We start from the raw sequence: 15,466 nt of genomic DNA, 5'->3' as shown, positions 1-15,466 counted from the left end.
ACAACCCCTGGAGGTTCAGTGGAGAACTTTCCCAACTACGCAGGCTACGGGCAGACCCCAACCGTCTGCGTCAACCACCCCAACCGCGTTAGCTACGCCCAGTGCAAGCGCTGCAACCGCACCGTCTGCGGCGAATGCCAGGTGGCGCTGGATGTGGGCATGGTCTGCCCCGACTGCTACCGCGACCTCACGGGCGGCAGCTCGAAGGCGCAAGGTTCGAAAGCACAGGGCTCATTCCTGGCGCGCCACTGGCACATTACGTACACGCTCATTCTGATTAACGTCGCGATGTACGGTCTGCAGCAGATCATTCCCAATGAATGGGTGGTTAGGCACGGCAACATCTGGTGGCCCTACGTCCAGCATGGCGAGTACTACCGCATCATCAGCTACGGTTTTCTGCACATGCAGAACGACCCGATGCACCTGGTGTGGAACATGATTAACCTCTTCATCTACGGTGTGTCCCTCGAACGCATGATGGGGCGCTGGAAGTTCCTCCTCGTGTACCTGGGCTCTATCGTCTTCGGCGCCCTCGGCGTGTACGTGCTGGCGTCTGACACCAGCGTGGTGGGTGCCTCCGGTGGTCTATTCGGCCTCATGGGCTCTTTCTTGACCCTGCTAATCATCAGGAAGCAGAAGGACACCGCACGAGTGTTCGTCATGATTACTGCCCCGAACATCATCTATAGCATTCTGACCCCCTCGAATATCTCCCACGCATGCCATGCGGGTGGTTTTGTCGGTGGTGTGCTGTTGACACTGCTGTTTGTCCCGCTTGTGGATAAGCCCGAGCCTCCTCAGCAGCAGAGCCCGCAGCAATGGCAAAACGGCAGGTACTAAGCCTGAAAATACGTGAAAAATCTTCGGAAAATCCGGCACACAACCCTTGGAGGGTCAGTGGAGAACTTTCCCAACTACGCAGGCTACGGGCAGAGCCCCACGGTCTGCGTCAACCACCCCGACCGCGTTAGCTACGCCCAGTGTGGGCGCTGCAACCGCACCGTCTGCGGCGAATGCCAGGTGGCGCTGGATGTGGGCATGGTCTGCCCCGACTGCTACCGTGACCTCAATGGAGGCGCCTCGAGCCCGAAGCGTTCCTTCATCGCCCGTCACTGGCATATTACGTACACGCTCATTCTGATTAACGTCGTGGTGTACGGTCTGCAACAGATTATTCCATTCCGTTGGGTGCACAACCTCGGCATGATGTCTGGTCCCCGTGTTCACCACGGCGAGTACTACCGCCTCATCACGCACGGGTTTGTGCACTCGCAAACTGATCCGATGCACCTGGTGTGGAACATGATTTACCTCTTCATCTTCGGTGTGTCCCTCGAGCGCATGATGGGGCGGTGGAAGTTCCTCTTCGTATATATGGCGGCTACCGTGGGTGCCGGCTGCAGCGTGTACCTCTTCTCCTACTACCGGGGTGCCGTGGGTGCGTCAGGCGGTGTGTACGGTCTCTACGGCGCGTTCTTCGTCCTTCTGCTTCTTCGGAAGCAGAAGGACACCGCACGCCTCTTTATTCTGCTCATGGGTATTGATGTTGTGCAGAGCCTCTTCCACCCGAATATTTCCCACGCGGGACACTTTGGCGGTCTTGTCAGTGGCGCGCTCGCGACCCTGCTGATTATTCCGTTCGTGAAGAAGCCCGAGTCATCTGAATCTTCGGAGCCGCCGCAACAGGGCCTGCAGCGGCGGTTCAAGGGCCGCTATTGAGCCTGAAACCCGCGGAAATCCGCCTCGGAGTCGGGTTATCCACAGCAGTTTTCCACATTGTGTATAACTACATTCGTGTAATTCCACGAGTGTGAGTACATGTTAAAAACCTGTGGATACAGGCTAGAATGACCGAATTACACAGAGTGAATTACACGGGTGTAAGAGTTTTCCCCAGATTTCTCCACAGATGTGGAAAACCTTAAGTACCAGGATGTGTGTAATTACAAAAAATTTCGGCGCGAAGCGCCGGATAGAACAAAAAGTGCCCGGAAGGATCAACCTTCCGGGCACTTTCACGTATCGAGCCCCTCACGGGGCAAAGAAGCAGCGGGTGCGAACCTAGTTCGCCTGAGCTTCCGCCTCCTCAACCTCCTCGGGGGTGAGCTCCACGCCGGTGTACAGGCGGAACTGCTCAGCGGCCTGCAGAGCAATCACCTCGCCGCCGTGAATAACTTCCTTACCCGCCGCGCGAGCCGCACGAACCAGCGGAGTCTCAACGGGCATCGCCACCACGTCAAAGACCACCTGTGCCTCAGCAATAGCCTCCTGCGGGTAGGACAGCTCCTCGCTCTCCTCACCGCCAGCCATGCCAATCGGGGTCACGTTCACCAGAATCGGCGCTCGCAGGTTGCCCACCTCCGGCGCCCAGGCGTACTCGTAACGCTCAGCCAGCGCGCGGCCGGTCTCCTCGTTACGGGCAATAATCATGCCCTGCGAGAAGCCCGCATCAAAGAACGCACCAGCCACAGCCGCAGCCATACCGCCCGAACCGCGCAGCAGGAACGGCAGAGACGGATCCACATTATGCGAACGCAGCAGGGAGGCCACCGCAATCACATCCGTGTTGTACGCCTTCAAGAAGCCGTCAGTGTTCACAATCGTGTTCACCGCACCAATAACCGCAGCTGAGTGGTCCATATCGTCCATCAGCGGGATAACAGCCTGCTTAAACGGCATAGACACCGAGCAGCCACGAATACCCAGAGCACGTACGCCGGCGATAGCACCCTCAATGTCGGTGGTGGTCATCGCCTTGTACAGGTAATCCAGACCGTGCTTCTCGTACAGGTAATTGTGGAACTTAATGCCGTGATTCGACGGGCGACCAGACAAGGAAATGCAGACCGTCGTATCGCGGTTCAGCGCCGGGCGAGTCATCTTAAGCCTCGCCGCCAGCGTCGAGAGTGTTCTGGATCAGCTTCTTCACCTTGTTGCGGCTCACCAGGTCAGCGACCACAAAGTGGGTGTCGCCGGTATCCACGGTGGGGACGGTTGCGTTGCCGTCGTTGAGGGACTTCACGTGCGCTTCAGCCTGCGGATCCTCCCAAATGTTGACCCAGGTAGCGTGGTCGCCCAGCTCGCCCAGCTTAGAATCCAGAGCCTCGCAGTAGGGGCAGCCGGGGCGCCAATAAATGACGACGCCGCCATCCTTCATGACCTCGCGTGCCTTCTGCTGATCGGACTGCTGACGTTCAAACATAGTTCCTCCATAAACAGGGTGCTCCGCGGTCTCCAGGAGGCGCTAAAACCTGCCTGAGGGCGCAGCTCAATAAGTTGATGTATCAAGCATAGCCTGAGTACGTAGGTGCGGGGGAGAGGCCCTCATCGGGCGAACGCCCGCGCCGCACCCCGGCAACCCGCACAGCACTCCCGCAGAAGCCTTCACCCTGCGCCCCAGAAGCCTTCCCCCGCGCATTAACGGCATACGCCCCACACCAAGGTTGCCGGACCAATGATGCGGGGCGTATACAGTTCGCGAGAAAGCGCGAGCACTTGTGCTGAGTAAGAGTAAAAGAAGAGTGAAAACAGGCTACCAGGCGGTAACCGAAGCTGAGCAATATGCCGAGTGAGTCGGTGAATGAAAGAACCCAGGCGGGGCAGAACGCCCCATTATTCGAGAGAGATGTTGAGTGAAAGCCGTTGAGTGAAAGCCTGTGATGCAAACCCAGGGAAATGGCGCCCTACCCCATGAGGAAGCGAGGCAGGGCGCCAATCCAAAGGAGGCTGTCGCCTTACTTGCCGAACTTCTCGGTCAGCTTGGAGACGTTCTCGGTCACGACCTCTTCAACCTTGGCAACGTGCTCGTCGGTGACGACCTCCTTGCCAGCCTTCTCGTTGATGACTTCCTGAGCCTTGTCGAGGCCCTGCTCAACGGTGCCCTTGATATCGAAGCCCATGGGGGCCTCCTTTCTGCGCTTTCGCGCTCTAAAGCCTCACTTCAAGTGAGGGGTCTGCCCGGACGGGCAGAAAACTGGAGTGTGATGCTTTGGTGGACGAAACCTGCAAGCTGGGTTTGTATGTGACGGTAGAACCCAGTGTAGATGCTATCCATATGCCGGACTATGCGCATCGAAACTTTACAGCTCACGGATTGCGTCCGTCGATAAGTGTACATACCCGCGAAGGCAAGAAAAACCACCCTCAGAAAACGTGGCGCCACTTTTGACCAATGACCAAAAAATTATGGCTTATCAGCGCGTTATTACGGGGGATGAGCGGAGGAAATTTGCAGAAACTCGCAGGAAACTTCCAGCTATGAATATTGTTCAAAACCCCGAAAAAACGCCCCTATGACACCCCGCTGATTTATGACAGACTTCAGCACCCAACCCTACAACACCGGAATATCCGTAGGAGCAGCGCCCGCAGCCCAATCATGAGACGCCGCAAAACCAGCAACCATCGGCAAAAAACGAGGCGCCGCATAGCCGCGCACAGCATACGCAGTCGCCACCGCATCCGCGGCAGCCTCCAGCTGAGAGGTCGGAATCAGCGCCATCACCGCGCCACCAAAACCACCACCCACAATACGGGCACCCAACGCGCCCCGATCCAGGCACACCTGCACCGCATCATCAATCTCAGGGCGAGAAACACGCAACTCATCACGCATCGATACAAACGACTCCGTGAAAATGCGGCCCGCCTCCTCAAACGCCGCAAAGCCCAGCTCATCAGCATGTTGCAGCAAATAGCTCGCACGACCCACCAGAGTCATATCGTGGAACGCATGACGCACCCAACCACGCGGGAACGAACACGGACGACCCGCATCCTCCAGAGCATCCAAGGCACGATTCACCGAAGAATCCACCAAGTCAGCACGCCACGCCTTTGCCGCACGCGCATCCATACCCGCACACGACAAATCCTCCGGTAGGGCATCACGCAAAAAACGCAGACCCAAAGCGTCAGCGCACGTCTCAGACGCCGCACGACGAGCCGCAAAACCGCCATCCGTCAGCTCATGCGGAGTGTTCGTATCGATCACCAAAAAACTCAGGCCATGCTGGGCAATATCCACCGCAACCGGCTCAATCGAAAAATCACGGAAATCAATCACCAGAGCCTGCTCCGGATACGAACGCAACGACGCCGTCTGATCCAGGCCACCCGTATGCGCGCCAGCCACCTTATTCTCAGCCGTAATACACACCTGAGCCAGACGCGCACGCAAAGCATCACTATCAGCCGGGGTAGCATCCGCCTGCGGGCACTCCTCACGCACCGGACACGAGAGCTCCAACAACGCCAACGCCGTCGAACACTCCAAAGCCGCCGAAGACGACAAACCGCCACCCACCGGAACACGAGAATTAATCAGCAGGTCAGCACCAAACTCATCGGGCAGCATAATATCCCTGCCGCCCTCCTGATTCATCGCCCACGCAACACCCGCCACATAGGTGAACCAGCCCTTTAAATGACCCGGCTGGATATCGCGAATCACGACCGTGCGCTCGTCGCCGGGCATCTGCAAAGAAGCCGCGCGCAACACACCATCACGACGCAACGCACCCGCCACATAGGTGCGGTACGGCAACGGCATCGGCAGGCACGAGCCACCCAAAAAATCAATGTACTCGCCCAAAAGATTCAGACGCCCAGGCGCAGACCACACACCATCCGGCTCGTAACCATACGCAGTAATAAACTCCTCACGCACACGCGCAATCTCCGCGCTATGGTCCGGAAGAGCCGCCCACTGGGCGGTAGCGGTCATCGACATGGAACACCTCTGATAAAGCCCAACAGGGCACTAAAACATAAACGACACCCTTCGCGCACCCGATACACTCCGGGTACAAGCACGTGTCACATCTAGACTAAAGCAGAAAACCAGCGAACATCGACTCAACCGCCAAACCGCACCAGTACCAGGGCGCAGCAGGTACCAGGGCGCGGCAGAGCAGCCAGCACCAACGCACGCAAAAGCCCCGCACCCCCACAAGGGAGCACGGGGCACCATACATAACTAATAAACCAAAAGAAGGGCTAAGCGATTACGCATCCTGCGTATAAGGCTCCTGCACCACCATCATCGTGTCAATGGCAGAGAGCAAATCCTGGCGGTAACGGTTAAACGCATTCTCAATCAGAGGAACATCGCCGCTCGCCACAGCCTCCTGAGGCGAAATCAGCGGCAGAGTCTGATACTCCTCCACCAGGCTCAACGCAATATGAGTCAACAAACGAGCACGACGCAGCGCCTCCGCATGACCCAAACCAAGAGCCTGGAACTCATGAGCCATAGCCACCACCGGCTTCAACTCACGCGGGTGCAGAGTCAAACTCAAACGCACCACCTCAGGGCACTCACGAATCGGGTAGAGCAGGGAGAACAGAAGATCACCGCGGCGAATCATCGAAGCGCGAATAGCCTCCGGATTCGGCTCAGCCTCCTCAGACATCGACTTCGGGGCACGAGCCAGAATGTAATCCGCCAACAGAATGAGAAGCTGCTGCTTATTCTTCACGTGGTAGTACAGAGCGCCGGGAGCCACGTGAAGCTCCTGAGCGAGTCGGCGCATGGAAAGGTCCGCCAAACCGTAGGTCGCCAAGACCTCGTAGGCGGTATCTAGAATCTTTTCACGGGAAAGTACCACCCTTTCATTTTAGGGTGTTCAACTCTATATCTTGAGCAAGATGCACCCCGCGGCAAACAAAAACCCAACAAATACGCGGCACAAACCCAAAAAGCAATGTTGATTCTCACTCACCCGGAGCGAACGGTTCGCGTTTCATGAGCGCTTTTGCCACCAAAAACGCTTCAGCACACACAGAATAGGTAGCCGCCCACGCTCTCGGCATAAAATCACGTCTTAAACCGCCCAAAACCGCCAAGACAGGTAAACCTCGCGGGCGAACGCCCCAAAATCAGGTGTTTAATATTCGGTATGAGCAATGCATTTTCTGAACTAATCGAGCGCGCCACCGCAGGCGAAGGCCTCAACCGCGAAGAAATCCACACCCTCCTCGTGGACGGTGACGGACAGGACTTCACCCTTATCGAGGCAGCCTCCGTCGTGCGCCGCAACGAATTCCGCAACATGATTGCGATCCACACCGAAGATGAAGCACTCGCCGACGCCCTCGGCACCCGCTCCATCGCCGTGGACTCCTACGAAGTACTGGATATCTCCCGCGATATCGACTCCGAAGAACTCGCGGCAAGCATTGAACGTATTGCAGAATCCTCCGCCATCGGCGTGACCGTACTACTGCCCGAAAATGCAGTACCCATGATGCTCATGCGCGTGCTGTCCATCCTGCGTCTGGCAGCACCCGCCAAGGTCATCCACCTGCCCGAAGGCTACGAACAGTCCCTGCGCTCGCTGACCTCCCTCGCAATGCACGTGGTCAGCGCCATCACCATTACCGATGATATTGAGCAGTGGCCCATGGTCAACGAGGTACTCAAAGCACTGCGTCACGGCGGCATCGTCATCTCCGGCACCGGTGGACGCGACGCCCTCGCAGGCTACCTGCGTTACCTCTCCGACCTCGGCGTGGACCTCATGGGTCACCGCGACGCACGCGGCTCCGCCTGCGGTTCGGTTGACGGTGGCGGTTGTGGCTGTGGCTCGGGTGGCTGCGGTAGCCACGAGGAGCCGGCACCTTCCGCCGGTGGTTGCGGTTGCGGCTCGGGCGGATGCGGTTCCTCCGCTGAAGCTCCGGCTGAGGCTCACGGTCACTCCCACGGTGGTGGCGGTTGCTGCGGCGGCCACGACGAACCAAAGGAAGAAAAGGGTGGCTGCTGTGGTGGCCACGACGAGCCTGAACCGGTTGTCGAGGAAGCTCCCGCTGGCGGTTGTGGCTGCGGTGCTGGTGGATGCGGCTCTAAGTAATCTGCTAGAGGTAGCTACCCCAATCGATATATTCCAAATATAGAATTTTCCCCTGAATAACCTGCTGAAAAGCAGAGATATTCAGGGGAAAACTCTATATTCCGTAAAGAGCATTAGGCTTAGAGGTAAACAACACCACAATAAACGCTGCAGAACCCCCATATCCGAAAAGCGGAATGAGCCCCTCCGGTAGAGTAGAAAGACGTAGCCGACTAACCCTAGCCGCGCGAAAGGAACAACACCGGACCAATGCTTTACCTCTCCGTTATTGTCATCATCCTGATTGCGACCGTGTTTATGGTCAGCGTCGGTGATCGACTCAACCTCCCCTGGCCGGTCATGATGACCCTGCTCGGCACCGCCGCGCTCTTCATCCCCAACCGACCGGATCTTACTATCGACAGCGACATCATCCTGCCGATCTTCCTTCCGCCGCTACTGTGGGCCATCGGCGTTAAATTCTCCTGGGGCACCCTGCGCCGCCGCTGGAGATCCGTACTGCTCTACTCGGTCCTTCTCACCACCGTCTCCGCCCTGGCAATTGCCGGCGCAGCCATGTGGTGGGTCCCCGGTATGACCATCGCCGTCGCCCTTGCCGTCGGTGCCGCCGTCTCCCCGCCCGACCCCGTCGCCGTGGAAGCAGTCGCTGAGCCCGTCGGCATCCCCCGCCGCCTCATCGGTACTCTGCAGACCGAAGGTAGCTTCAACGACGCTATCGCAATCGTTCTCTTCCACGCCGCAATCCACTCCATGACCAGCGGCCACCACATCGAGCCGCTCTCGGTCGCCAAGGACTTCGTGCTCGGCTCGATCCTCGCGGTCATTATTGGTTATATCTTCGGCTGGCTTGGCGGCTACGTTCGCCAGCGTGCCCACGACGTGGTCACCAGCAACGCCGTGACCCTCATGATCCCCTTCGGCGCCTACCTCGCTGCTGAAAGCGTGCACGCCTCCGGCGTTATTGCCGTGGTCATCGGCGCTATCCAGTTCACCAGCACCAAATACATGGCGGCACTCGAAGCGGAAGAACGCCTCTCCTCCACCTCCTTCTGGCAGATTATTGAGCTGCTCATGACCGGTGTCGCTTTCGGCCTCATCGGCCTGCAGGCAAGTAGTATCATCGCCACCGCCGACCCCTCCCGTATCGCAAGCCTCTTCGCTGACGGTGCCCTGGTCGCACTGGTCGCCATCCTGGTGCGCCTCATCTGGTTCACCATCGTCTGGCTGGCAGGACGCAAGAACCCCATCCACGAGGGTGCACCCGAAAGCTTTGCTGAAGTTATCGTTATGACCTGGTCCGGCATGCGAGGCCTCGTGACCCTGATTCTTGCCCTGTCCATCCCCGTGGTCAACGGCACCGAACAGGTACGCCAGGACGCCATCGTCATGATGCTCTCCGTACTCTTCTTCACCCTCGTGCTGCCCGGCCTGACCCTGCCCCTGCTCGTGAAGGTCCTTGGCGTGCAGGCTAACCATGAAGAAGAAACCGCCGTACCCGAACTACTCAAGATTGCGCAGGACGCCGCCCTTGAAGCGCTACAGGCTGAAGCGAAGGCAACCACCGACCCGGAAACCTACGCTCGCGTGAAGGAAATGTGCTCCGCCATTACCCGCCGAGACGAAATCAGCGAGGCACTGCCCGAAGAATACAAGCAGCACATGGAGAAGCTTAAGGACAAGAGGAACGACTTCGTGCGCCTGCGCGATGCCGCCCTCGTCGCCGCGCAGAACGAGGTTATTTCTGCTCAGGACCGCTACGACTCCCACGACGTGACCCGCGTGGTGCGTAAGCTGGACATCCTGGCGCAGGCAGAAAGCATCCGCTCCTCCGGCATGTTCATTCTTCCTGCCATGACCGCCGGCGCGGTCGCCATGGAACGCTACAACCTCTGGAAGAAGCACCAGGGCACCCTGAGCACCCGCGCAATCCCCGTGGTGGAAAACGCGCCCGCCTCGCCCCTGGTCACCAACGAGGTAACCCCCATGTCCTAGCCGGTACCTGCACTGCGCGCATGAACGTGACGTTTCTGCCCCTGCCTACGCCACCGAGATAAGCCCGTTGGTCTTTAGCTCACAGGCGATAGACAGGGGCAGAAGCAGATTAAGCCTCAACTATCACCTAAAATGAGAACCGAACGTTAGCTCTCTCAAACTCACGAACACTTTGAAAGTAGACATGGATTTCAAGACTCTCTCGCCTGCGTACCTGACCTCCCTCTGCGTAATTTTTTGCGGCGCGCTCTTGATTGGAACCTCCAACCCCTGGCTCCTGTGGCTCGGCTGGATCCTTCTCATCCTTGCGTTGGGCCTGAACGTCCTCGCCTTTGTGCTGTCCGTGGGTAAGGCGAAGGGTGACCCGACCCCCGCACTGGTGACCAACCTGGACGGTTTCGAATCCTCCGTGGAGAACCGTATCCGCGAGCGCGCAGAGCACCGCCGCGAAGAACGAGAAGCCGCTGAGCATGAGGCAGTTGAGCACGATGCTGCGGCGCAGGTTGATCAGGAAGTAGCTCCCGCTGAGGCAGCTGAGACCGTTGAGGCGACCGCGCCCGCTGAAACTGCAGAGGTCCGCGAGGAAGAGCCCACCGAATCTCAGCCGATTGTTGATCGTGCCCCCGGCCGTATGAGCGTTCTGCCCTCGCGTCCCCGTTCGGGTCGTACCCCCAAGCCCCGCTCCAACGCACGCTAGGTAGGTCGGTAGTGAATACGAAGTTTTTGCTTTCCCCGGCGTACCTGGTTTCTGTTGCCCTGATGCTTTCCGGCGCGGTGCTTTCCGGTGGTCGGTTCATGCTGATCGGCTGGATTCTGTGCATTGTGGGTGTCTGCCTGAACGCCATGACCCTGGTGGTGCTGACGAATCGCGAGCAGCTGTACACCATGGAGGCGAAGGCTGCCCGAGGCACCCGCCGCGGCTTTGATGACCGCCCCGCTGTAGTGCAGCGATTGGACGAGGCTCCGGCTACTGACAGCGCAGACGAAGGATCTGCGGAGTCCGTCGAGGAAGTCGCCGAGGAAGCCGCAGAAGAGCCCGTTGAAGCACCCGCGCAGAAGACCAACTAGGGTGTAAACCCCCTAAGACGTAAAAGACCCCCGCAGAGGGTATCTGACGTGAATAAAAGACCGTAACCGCTCCCGTATGGGGGAGTGGTTACGGTCTTTTGCTGTGCCTGAACGCTCACCTCGACTAACTCTCGTCGAATACTTTTGTTTTTGGGCGTAGGGGCGAACGAGCGGGGTCTTTAGCGCTGAGTACCTAGCTTCTGCGCCGCGAAATCCGCGTACTCCTGCACATGCGCGCGAGCCTGCTTGGTCAGCGCCTTATTCTCATCCAGGATGCGCGCCGACTGCGCCGCCATCAGCTCCAGGTACTGGCGGTCGCGGGTTTTCTTCCATGCGGTGCGTGCCGCCTCCAGCTCGGCGAAATCGTTGAGCGCCTGACGCTGCATCGTGTAGCGGATCCACATGAGCACCAGAATCAGCATCAGCGGAATGAGGCACGCCCAGCTCTGCCACAGCCCGTACAGTGCCGCCGCAATGGCACCCAAAACAATCAGCACCGGAGAAATCGAGACGATGGGGGAGTCCGGTTGGTTCTTCTGGTTCTTCACGAGTGATTCACGCGCCATAGCGCGGAAGGTGTCAGAGAAGCTGGACGGGTCGTAGGACTGAGCAGGCTCGGCCTGCTGGCTCTTCTGGGACTGGCTCTTGGGAAATTGATCCTTGCCGGGCTGGTTCTTACGGGGCTGAGAAGCGGAAGGGCACATAGAAACCTCACGGGGGTACACGGGGAGTAACGGGAAAGCGGGTGTTTCACGTGAAACGGGGGAGTAGGCGGCGAGTACGCGGAAGCGGCTGGCAGACGGGCGCTCGCCGCACCTAAACGCCACCTCGGCAGCTTCTACAGGGAAGCCTCAATAAACTCGTACGCCTTATCCACACAATCGGTGGTGACAGCCTTAACCTCATCGGGGGAGTAGCAGAACGACGCCGAACGGTCAGCGTAGCGGTGCATGTCGATATCGTTCCACGAATCTCCAATCGTATGCACCTCATAGGAGCTACCCGGATGCTCCGACTGCAGGTACTCCACCAGATGCTGCAGACCGGTGCCCTTTGTGCAGGCGGGCGGCACAATATCCAGGAAATCCTGGTTCTTGTGGCAGTCCACCGAATCACCAAAACGCTCCAGAATCCAGGTGTACGCCGCCTCGCGAACCTGAGCATCCGGAATCCACAGGGGCACACCCACGTACTCGTGGTTCTGCAGGTCGTCAGCCGGCAGGGGAGTGAACTCCGGCAGGATATTCGTCGAGGAGCCCACCCGGTCGCAGAGGCTGTAATCGTTATCCAGAGTCGTCGCGAACAGAGCCACGCCGTCCACGGTGCTGAAATGCTCGTAGCACGCTTGCACAACACTCACCGGAAGAGGCTGATGGTAAATCACCCGGTACTGCCGGTCAGTAATCACCGCACCCGTGTACAGCACGTGGTAATCAAAACGGATGGCGGTCGGGTTCAACGCCAGTTGCGTGGCAAAAATGCTCTTGCCCGTGCACGAGACCGCCAGGTTACCCTCCGCCTGCCAGCGGGCAATCGCCTGCTCAGTGGCAGGCTCCACGGCACGGTTAAACAGGATTGTGCCGTCAAGATCGAAAGCCATCAATTTGGTCATAGAAACTCCTTCGCGGGAGGGCTGCATTGCCGCGAATTGTGCGCCGCAACCCATAAAAAACGGGGGTGCCGCCGGTACTTTTAAGTGTACCGACCGCACCCCCACCACTTGAGATATAGCCCCTGAATCTCACGCCTTCACTGAAGGGTGAAAGGGCTCATTCCTCATATTTTTAGAGAGCCAGGAATCCCAGGTAGGAACCGAGGATGCCCACGCCAAAGAGGGCGAAAATCAACCAGATGGCGTTAATCTTCTTCTTCAGAAGCCACATGCACAGGAAGCACAGACCCAGCGAGGCCAGGCCCGGCAGCAGATCGTTCAGCACGGACTGGACGGTCACATTTACCGTCTCGCCCGCCTGGTTTGTGTAGCTAGTCAGTGGCAACGGAATGTTCACGCTCGTCCAGCGGTACACCAGAGCACCCATCACGAACAGGCCCATCACGGAGGCGCCCTGAGTAATCTTCTGCAGGGTGTTGCCGCCCGCCTCGGTCACAATCTGGGTGCCCTTCTCGTAGCCGTACTTGAAGCCGTACCAGCGGGTTGCCCAACGAATTGCGGTCATGCCGAAGAAGAACAGCAGCGGGCCCAGAATATTGCCGGTCACCGCCAGGGATGCGCCCAGAGCCGCCAGCACGATACGTGCGGTACCCCAGAAAATCGGGTCGCCCACGCCGGCCAGTGGGCCCATCAGGCCCACCTTAACGTTGGTGATGGCGGCTTCGTCAATGTCCTTACCGGCTGCCTTCTCACGCTCCATCGCAGCGGTCACGCCCATAATCGAGGATGCAACCCACGGCTGGGTGTTGAAGAACTCCAGGTGGCGGGTCAGCGCCTCCGCCTGGTCTTCTTTCTTGGTGTAGAAGCGCTTAATCGCCGGAATCATAGAAACCGCGAAACCGATGGACTGCATACGCTCAAAGTTGAACGAACCGAGCAGGAAAGTGGAACGGAAGTAGGTTTCGACCTTATCGCGCTGGGTGAGCTCGGGAACTTCAACGAGCTCGACGTTCTTGTTCTCAGTCATGATGATGCTCCTTACTCGAGCTCGTTATCGAGGTCGTTTGCTGCGGTTGCCGGTGCTACGGCGGGTGCCTCGCTCTTATGGAAGAGCGGGTTCAGCTGCGTGTACAGCAGGCCCAGGCAGGCGCCGACCAGGCCGATAGCAACCAGGTTGAACTGTGCCGGGGTGGACAGTGCCACGAGGACGTCCTTTGAGCTTCCGCCGGGTAGCGGCACAATCGACTGGGTTGCCGGGATAGCGGCGGCGGCGATGAAGCCGAGGAAGAAGAAGGGCATGAGGGCCTTCGAACGCATCATGTTGATGACCATTGCGAAACCGACCACGGTGATCATGCCGCCGGCGATGCGCAGGCCGGTGGTCACCTCGGCAGGAATCATGTTCAGCAGGCGGGTCAGCTCGTCGGAGCTAATCAGCGCCACAATAGCGGTCGGGATAGCCACGCGCAGACCCTGCAGAGCCATACCGCTAATGTGCATCAACTCAATACCGCGGAAGTTCGCGGTCTTCGCGAAATTATCAGCCTGATGCTGGAAGAACACCGTAATGGTACGAACGAAAATGGTCAGAACCTGACCTGCCGCAGCCAGCGGCACAGCAATAGCAATACCGGTGGTGATGTCCTGGTGACCCTGAATCACAACAACAGCGGAGATGGTGGATGCCAGAGCCGAGTCGGGAGCCATAGCCGCACCGACGTTCATCCAGCCCAGTGCGATGAGCTCCAGTGCGCCACCGAGCATAATGCCGGTAGTCGGGTCACCCAGCGCAAAACCCATCAGGGTACAAGCGACCAGGGGGCGGTGGAACTGACGCTCGTCCACCACGGATGCGACGCCCGCAATGAACGCCACGAGAACAACGAGAATAAACGTCAGGGCGCTCATGCGTCCAGGCCTTTCTGCTTGAGGATCTTTTCCAAATCAACCGGGGAGTGGTTGGGCAGCTGCTGCACCGTCAGCTTCACACCGCGCTTAATGAGTTCGCGGTAGGCTTCCAGGTGCTCCTCGGAGGCGTACACTGCGTCCGAGAGCTGAACCATGCCGGTCTTGAAGGTGACGCCACCAACGTTCACTTCGTTGATCTTGACGCCTTCGTCGAGCAGTCGCACCACGTCAACGGGGGATTCTACGACGAACATGGTCTTCATACCGGTGTACTTGGGGTTGTTGTACACGCGGCCAGCCTTAGCGATGTCCAGGACATTGGTCTTCACGCTGGTCGGCGCGACCTGCAGCAGCAGGGACTTGCGCAGCTGATCGTGTGCCGCATTATCGGATGCCGCGATGAAGGTCTGCGGTGCGATATGCGGAACCCAGGTGCCTGCCACCTGACCGTGAATCAGGCGGGAGTCGATGCGGGTGAAGATAGCGTCCATGGTGCCGCCGGGAACCTGCTGAGCAGCCGGAACCTCGACCGCCTTGGTCTCTGCGGGCTTCGCTTCGGCGGGCTTGGCGGCTGCGGGCTGGTTCGCCTCCTGGAAGGAGCGAATACCCTTAGTGCCAGCCTTGTGCGCCTTAGCGACCAGGGACTTGAGGGTTGCGTTCTTACGGCCTGCGCCGGAGATGACCTCAATAAGCATCGGTACGTTGACACCGGAGACGACGTCGACGCCCTCGCGGGTGGCTGCGAACTGCGCACCGGCGTTGTAGGGGCTACCGCCGAAGAGGTCGACCAGCAGCAGGGTTTCTTCTGCTTCAGACGCCTCAACGATGCGGGTGTACTCTTCGACGAGATCTTCGGGGCCCTGACCCGGCAGGAACGTGACCGGGTGGACGTTTTCGAAGTTACCGAGGATCATGCCGGCGGTCTTCAGCAGAGCCGGAGCCGACTCGCCGTGTGCCGCCACAATGATAGTGACCATAGTGGTCCTCTCGTGTTCGTGACATGGTGTGTAGTGGCCCCGTGAAGGGCCTCATA

Annotated in this window: 16 protein-coding genes; 6 read left to right on the top strand and 10 right to left on the bottom strand. The window is 58.7% G+C overall.

Annotated features, from left to right (window positions below; all coding sequences use genetic code 11):
- The first annotated feature begins 18 nt into the window (after window positions 1–18).
- Both HMPREF2980_RS01505 and HMPREF2980_RS01500 read left to right on the top strand, forming a co-directional pair.
- Window positions 19–843: a rhomboid family intramembrane serine protease gene (locus HMPREF2980_RS01505; RefSeq protein WP_049338659.1), complete on the top strand. Its 825-nt coding sequence runs from the start codon at window positions 19–21 to the stop codon at window positions 841–843.
- Between the two features lie 57 nt (window positions 844–900).
- On the top strand, window positions 901–1,722 hold the full coding sequence (locus HMPREF2980_RS01500; protein WP_049338658.1) for a rhomboid family intramembrane serine protease: 822 nt from the start codon (window positions 901–903) through the stop codon (window positions 1,720–1,722).
- A 342-nt stretch (window positions 1,723–2,064) separates the two neighbouring features.
- Here the strand turns inward: HMPREF2980_RS01500 and HMPREF2980_RS01495 are convergent, their stop codons facing one another.
- From HMPREF2980_RS01495 to HMPREF2980_RS01475, 5 genes are all read right to left on the bottom strand, one after another.
- Window positions 2,065–2,883, bottom strand: coding sequence for a shikimate 5-dehydrogenase (locus HMPREF2980_RS01495; protein ID WP_049354130.1), 819 nt, complete (start codon window positions 2,881–2,883; stop codon window positions 2,065–2,067).
- A 1-nt stretch (window position 2,884) separates the two neighbouring features.
- Window positions 2,885–3,205 (bottom strand): glutaredoxin domain-containing protein, encoded by a 321-nt coding sequence (locus tag HMPREF2980_RS01490; protein ID WP_012902647.1) that lies wholly within the window; start codon window positions 3,203–3,205, stop codon window positions 2,885–2,887.
- A gap of 532 nt (window positions 3,206–3,737) precedes the next feature.
- Window positions 3,738–3,902, bottom strand: coding sequence for a hypothetical protein (locus HMPREF2980_RS01485; RefSeq protein ID WP_005504128.1), 165 nt, complete (start codon window positions 3,900–3,902; stop codon window positions 3,738–3,740).
- Window positions 3,903–4,336: 434 nt separating this feature from the next.
- Window positions 4,337–5,734 (bottom strand): galactokinase, encoded by a 1,398-nt coding sequence (locus HMPREF2980_RS01480; protein ID WP_005504129.1) that lies wholly within the window; start codon window positions 5,732–5,734, stop codon window positions 4,337–4,339.
- Window positions 5,735–6,008: 274 nt separating this feature from the next.
- A complete protein-coding gene (locus HMPREF2980_RS01475) occupies window positions 6,009–6,611 on the bottom strand; it encodes a TetR/AcrR family transcriptional regulator (protein ID WP_005504130.1) in 603 nt (200 codons plus the stop codon).
- 291 nt (window positions 6,612–6,902) lie between these two features.
- On the opposite strand from HMPREF2980_RS01475, the gene HMPREF2980_RS01470 reads away from it, so the two are divergent.
- The 4 genes from HMPREF2980_RS01470 to HMPREF2980_RS01455 all read left to right on the top strand — a co-directional run bounded on the left by HMPREF2980_RS01470 (window position 6,903) and on the right by HMPREF2980_RS01455 (window position 10,913).
- The gene (locus HMPREF2980_RS01470; RefSeq protein WP_049340057.1) at window positions 6,903–7,853 is read left to right on the top strand and encodes a hypothetical protein; all 951 of its coding nucleotides are present in this window, start codon (window positions 6,903–6,905) and stop codon (window positions 7,851–7,853) included.
- Window positions 7,854–8,102: 249 nt separating this feature from the next.
- Complete coding sequence (locus tag HMPREF2980_RS01465; RefSeq protein WP_070689901.1) at window positions 8,103–9,845, top strand: cation:proton antiporter; 1,743 nt, start codon at window positions 8,103–8,105, stop codon at window positions 9,843–9,845.
- A 184-nt stretch (window positions 9,846–10,029) separates the two neighbouring features.
- A complete protein-coding gene (locus tag HMPREF2980_RS01460; protein ID WP_049350253.1) occupies window positions 10,030–10,542 on the top strand; it encodes a hypothetical protein in 513 nt (170 codons plus the stop codon).
- A gap of 11 nt (window positions 10,543–10,553) precedes the next feature.
- The gene (locus HMPREF2980_RS01455) at window positions 10,554–10,913 is read left to right on the top strand and encodes an ATPase (RefSeq protein ID WP_070689898.1); all 360 of its coding nucleotides are present in this window, start codon (window positions 10,554–10,556) and stop codon (window positions 10,911–10,913) included.
- A gap of 179 nt (window positions 10,914–11,092) precedes the next feature.
- On the opposite strand, the gene HMPREF2980_RS01450 is transcribed toward HMPREF2980_RS01455, so the two are convergent.
- The 5 genes from HMPREF2980_RS01450 to HMPREF2980_RS01430 all read right to left on the bottom strand — a co-directional run bounded on the left by HMPREF2980_RS01450 (window position 11,093) and on the right by HMPREF2980_RS01430 (window position 15,410).
- Window positions 11,093–11,617 (bottom strand): hypothetical protein, encoded by a 525-nt coding sequence (locus HMPREF2980_RS01450; protein WP_210399283.1) that lies wholly within the window; start codon window positions 11,615–11,617, stop codon window positions 11,093–11,095.
- 134 nt (window positions 11,618–11,751) lie between these two features.
- Window positions 11,752–12,525 (bottom strand): HAD-IIB family hydrolase, encoded by a 774-nt coding sequence (locus tag HMPREF2980_RS01445; RefSeq protein ID WP_049352261.1) that lies wholly within the window; start codon window positions 12,523–12,525, stop codon window positions 11,752–11,754.
- 172 nt (window positions 12,526–12,697) lie between these two features.
- Window positions 12,698–13,552: a PTS system mannose/fructose/sorbose family transporter subunit IID gene (locus HMPREF2980_RS01440; protein WP_049352264.1), complete on the bottom strand. Its 855-nt coding sequence runs from the start codon at window positions 13,550–13,552 to the stop codon at window positions 12,698–12,700.
- A gap of 11 nt (window positions 13,553–13,563) precedes the next feature.
- Window positions 13,564–14,433 carry a PTS mannose/fructose/sorbose transporter subunit IIC gene (locus tag HMPREF2980_RS01435; RefSeq protein ID WP_049360185.1) on the bottom strand — a complete coding sequence of 290 codons (870 nt, stop codon included), beginning with the start codon at window positions 14,431–14,433 and terminating at the stop codon, window positions 13,564–13,566.
- Window positions 14,430–15,410, bottom strand: coding sequence for a mannose/fructose/sorbose PTS transporter subunit IIA (locus HMPREF2980_RS01430; protein ID WP_049326832.1), 981 nt, complete (start codon window positions 15,408–15,410; stop codon window positions 14,430–14,432). Before HMPREF2980_RS01430 ends, HMPREF2980_RS01435 begins: the two co-directional genes overlap by 4 nt.
- Window positions 15,411–15,466: the final 56 nt, after the last annotated feature.

Origin of the sequence: Rothia sp. HMSC076D04 (genome assembly GCF_001814645.1) — a bacterium.
Lineage (GTDB): Bacteria > Actinomycetota > Actinomycetes > Actinomycetales > Micrococcaceae > Rothia > Rothia mucilaginosa.
This window is presented reverse-complemented; position numbering and strand designations above follow the sequence as displayed.

Bases quoted from the DNA above. Each gene is read 5' to 3' on its own strand.
- HMPREF2980_RS01495 (WP_049354130.1), bottom strand. From the start codon at position 2,883: ATGACTCGCCCGGCGCTGAACCGCGATACGACGGTCTGCATTTCCTTG.
- HMPREF2980_RS01490 (WP_012902647.1), bottom strand. From the start codon at position 3,205: ATGTTTGAACGTCAGCAGTCCGATCAGCAGAAGGCACGCGAGGTCATG.
- HMPREF2980_RS01485 (WP_005504128.1), bottom strand. From the start codon at position 3,902: ATGGGCTTCGATATCAAGGGCACCGTTGAGCAGGGCCTCGACAAGGCT.
- HMPREF2980_RS01480 (WP_005504129.1), bottom strand. From the start codon at position 5,734: ATGTCGATGACCGCTACCGCCCAGTGGGCGGCTCTTCCGGACCATAGC.
- HMPREF2980_RS01470 (WP_049340057.1), top strand. From the start codon at position 6,903: ATGAGCAATGCATTTTCTGAACTAATCGAGCGCGCCACCGCAGGCGAA.
- HMPREF2980_RS01465 (WP_070689901.1), top strand. From the start codon at position 8,103: ATGCTTTACCTCTCCGTTATTGTCATCATCCTGATTGCGACCGTGTTT.
- HMPREF2980_RS01460 (WP_049350253.1), top strand. From the start codon at position 10,030: ATGGATTTCAAGACTCTCTCGCCTGCGTACCTGACCTCCCTCTGCGTA.
- HMPREF2980_RS01450 (WP_210399283.1), bottom strand. From the start codon at position 11,617: ATGTGCCCTTCCGCTTCTCAGCCCCGTAAGAACCAGCCCGGCAAGGAT.
- HMPREF2980_RS01445 (WP_049352261.1), bottom strand. From the start codon at position 12,525: ATGACCAAATTGATGGCTTTCGATCTTGACGGCACAATCCTGTTTAAC.
- HMPREF2980_RS01440 (WP_049352264.1), bottom strand. From the start codon at position 13,552: ATGACTGAGAACAAGAACGTCGAGCTCGTTGAAGTTCCCGAGCTCACC.
- HMPREF2980_RS01435 (WP_049360185.1), bottom strand. From the start codon at position 14,433: ATGAGCGCCCTGACGTTTATTCTCGTTGTTCTCGTGGCGTTCATTGCG.
- HMPREF2980_RS01430 (WP_049326832.1), bottom strand. From the start codon at position 15,410: ATGGTCACTATCATTGTGGCGGCACACGGCGAGTCGGCTCCGGCTCTG.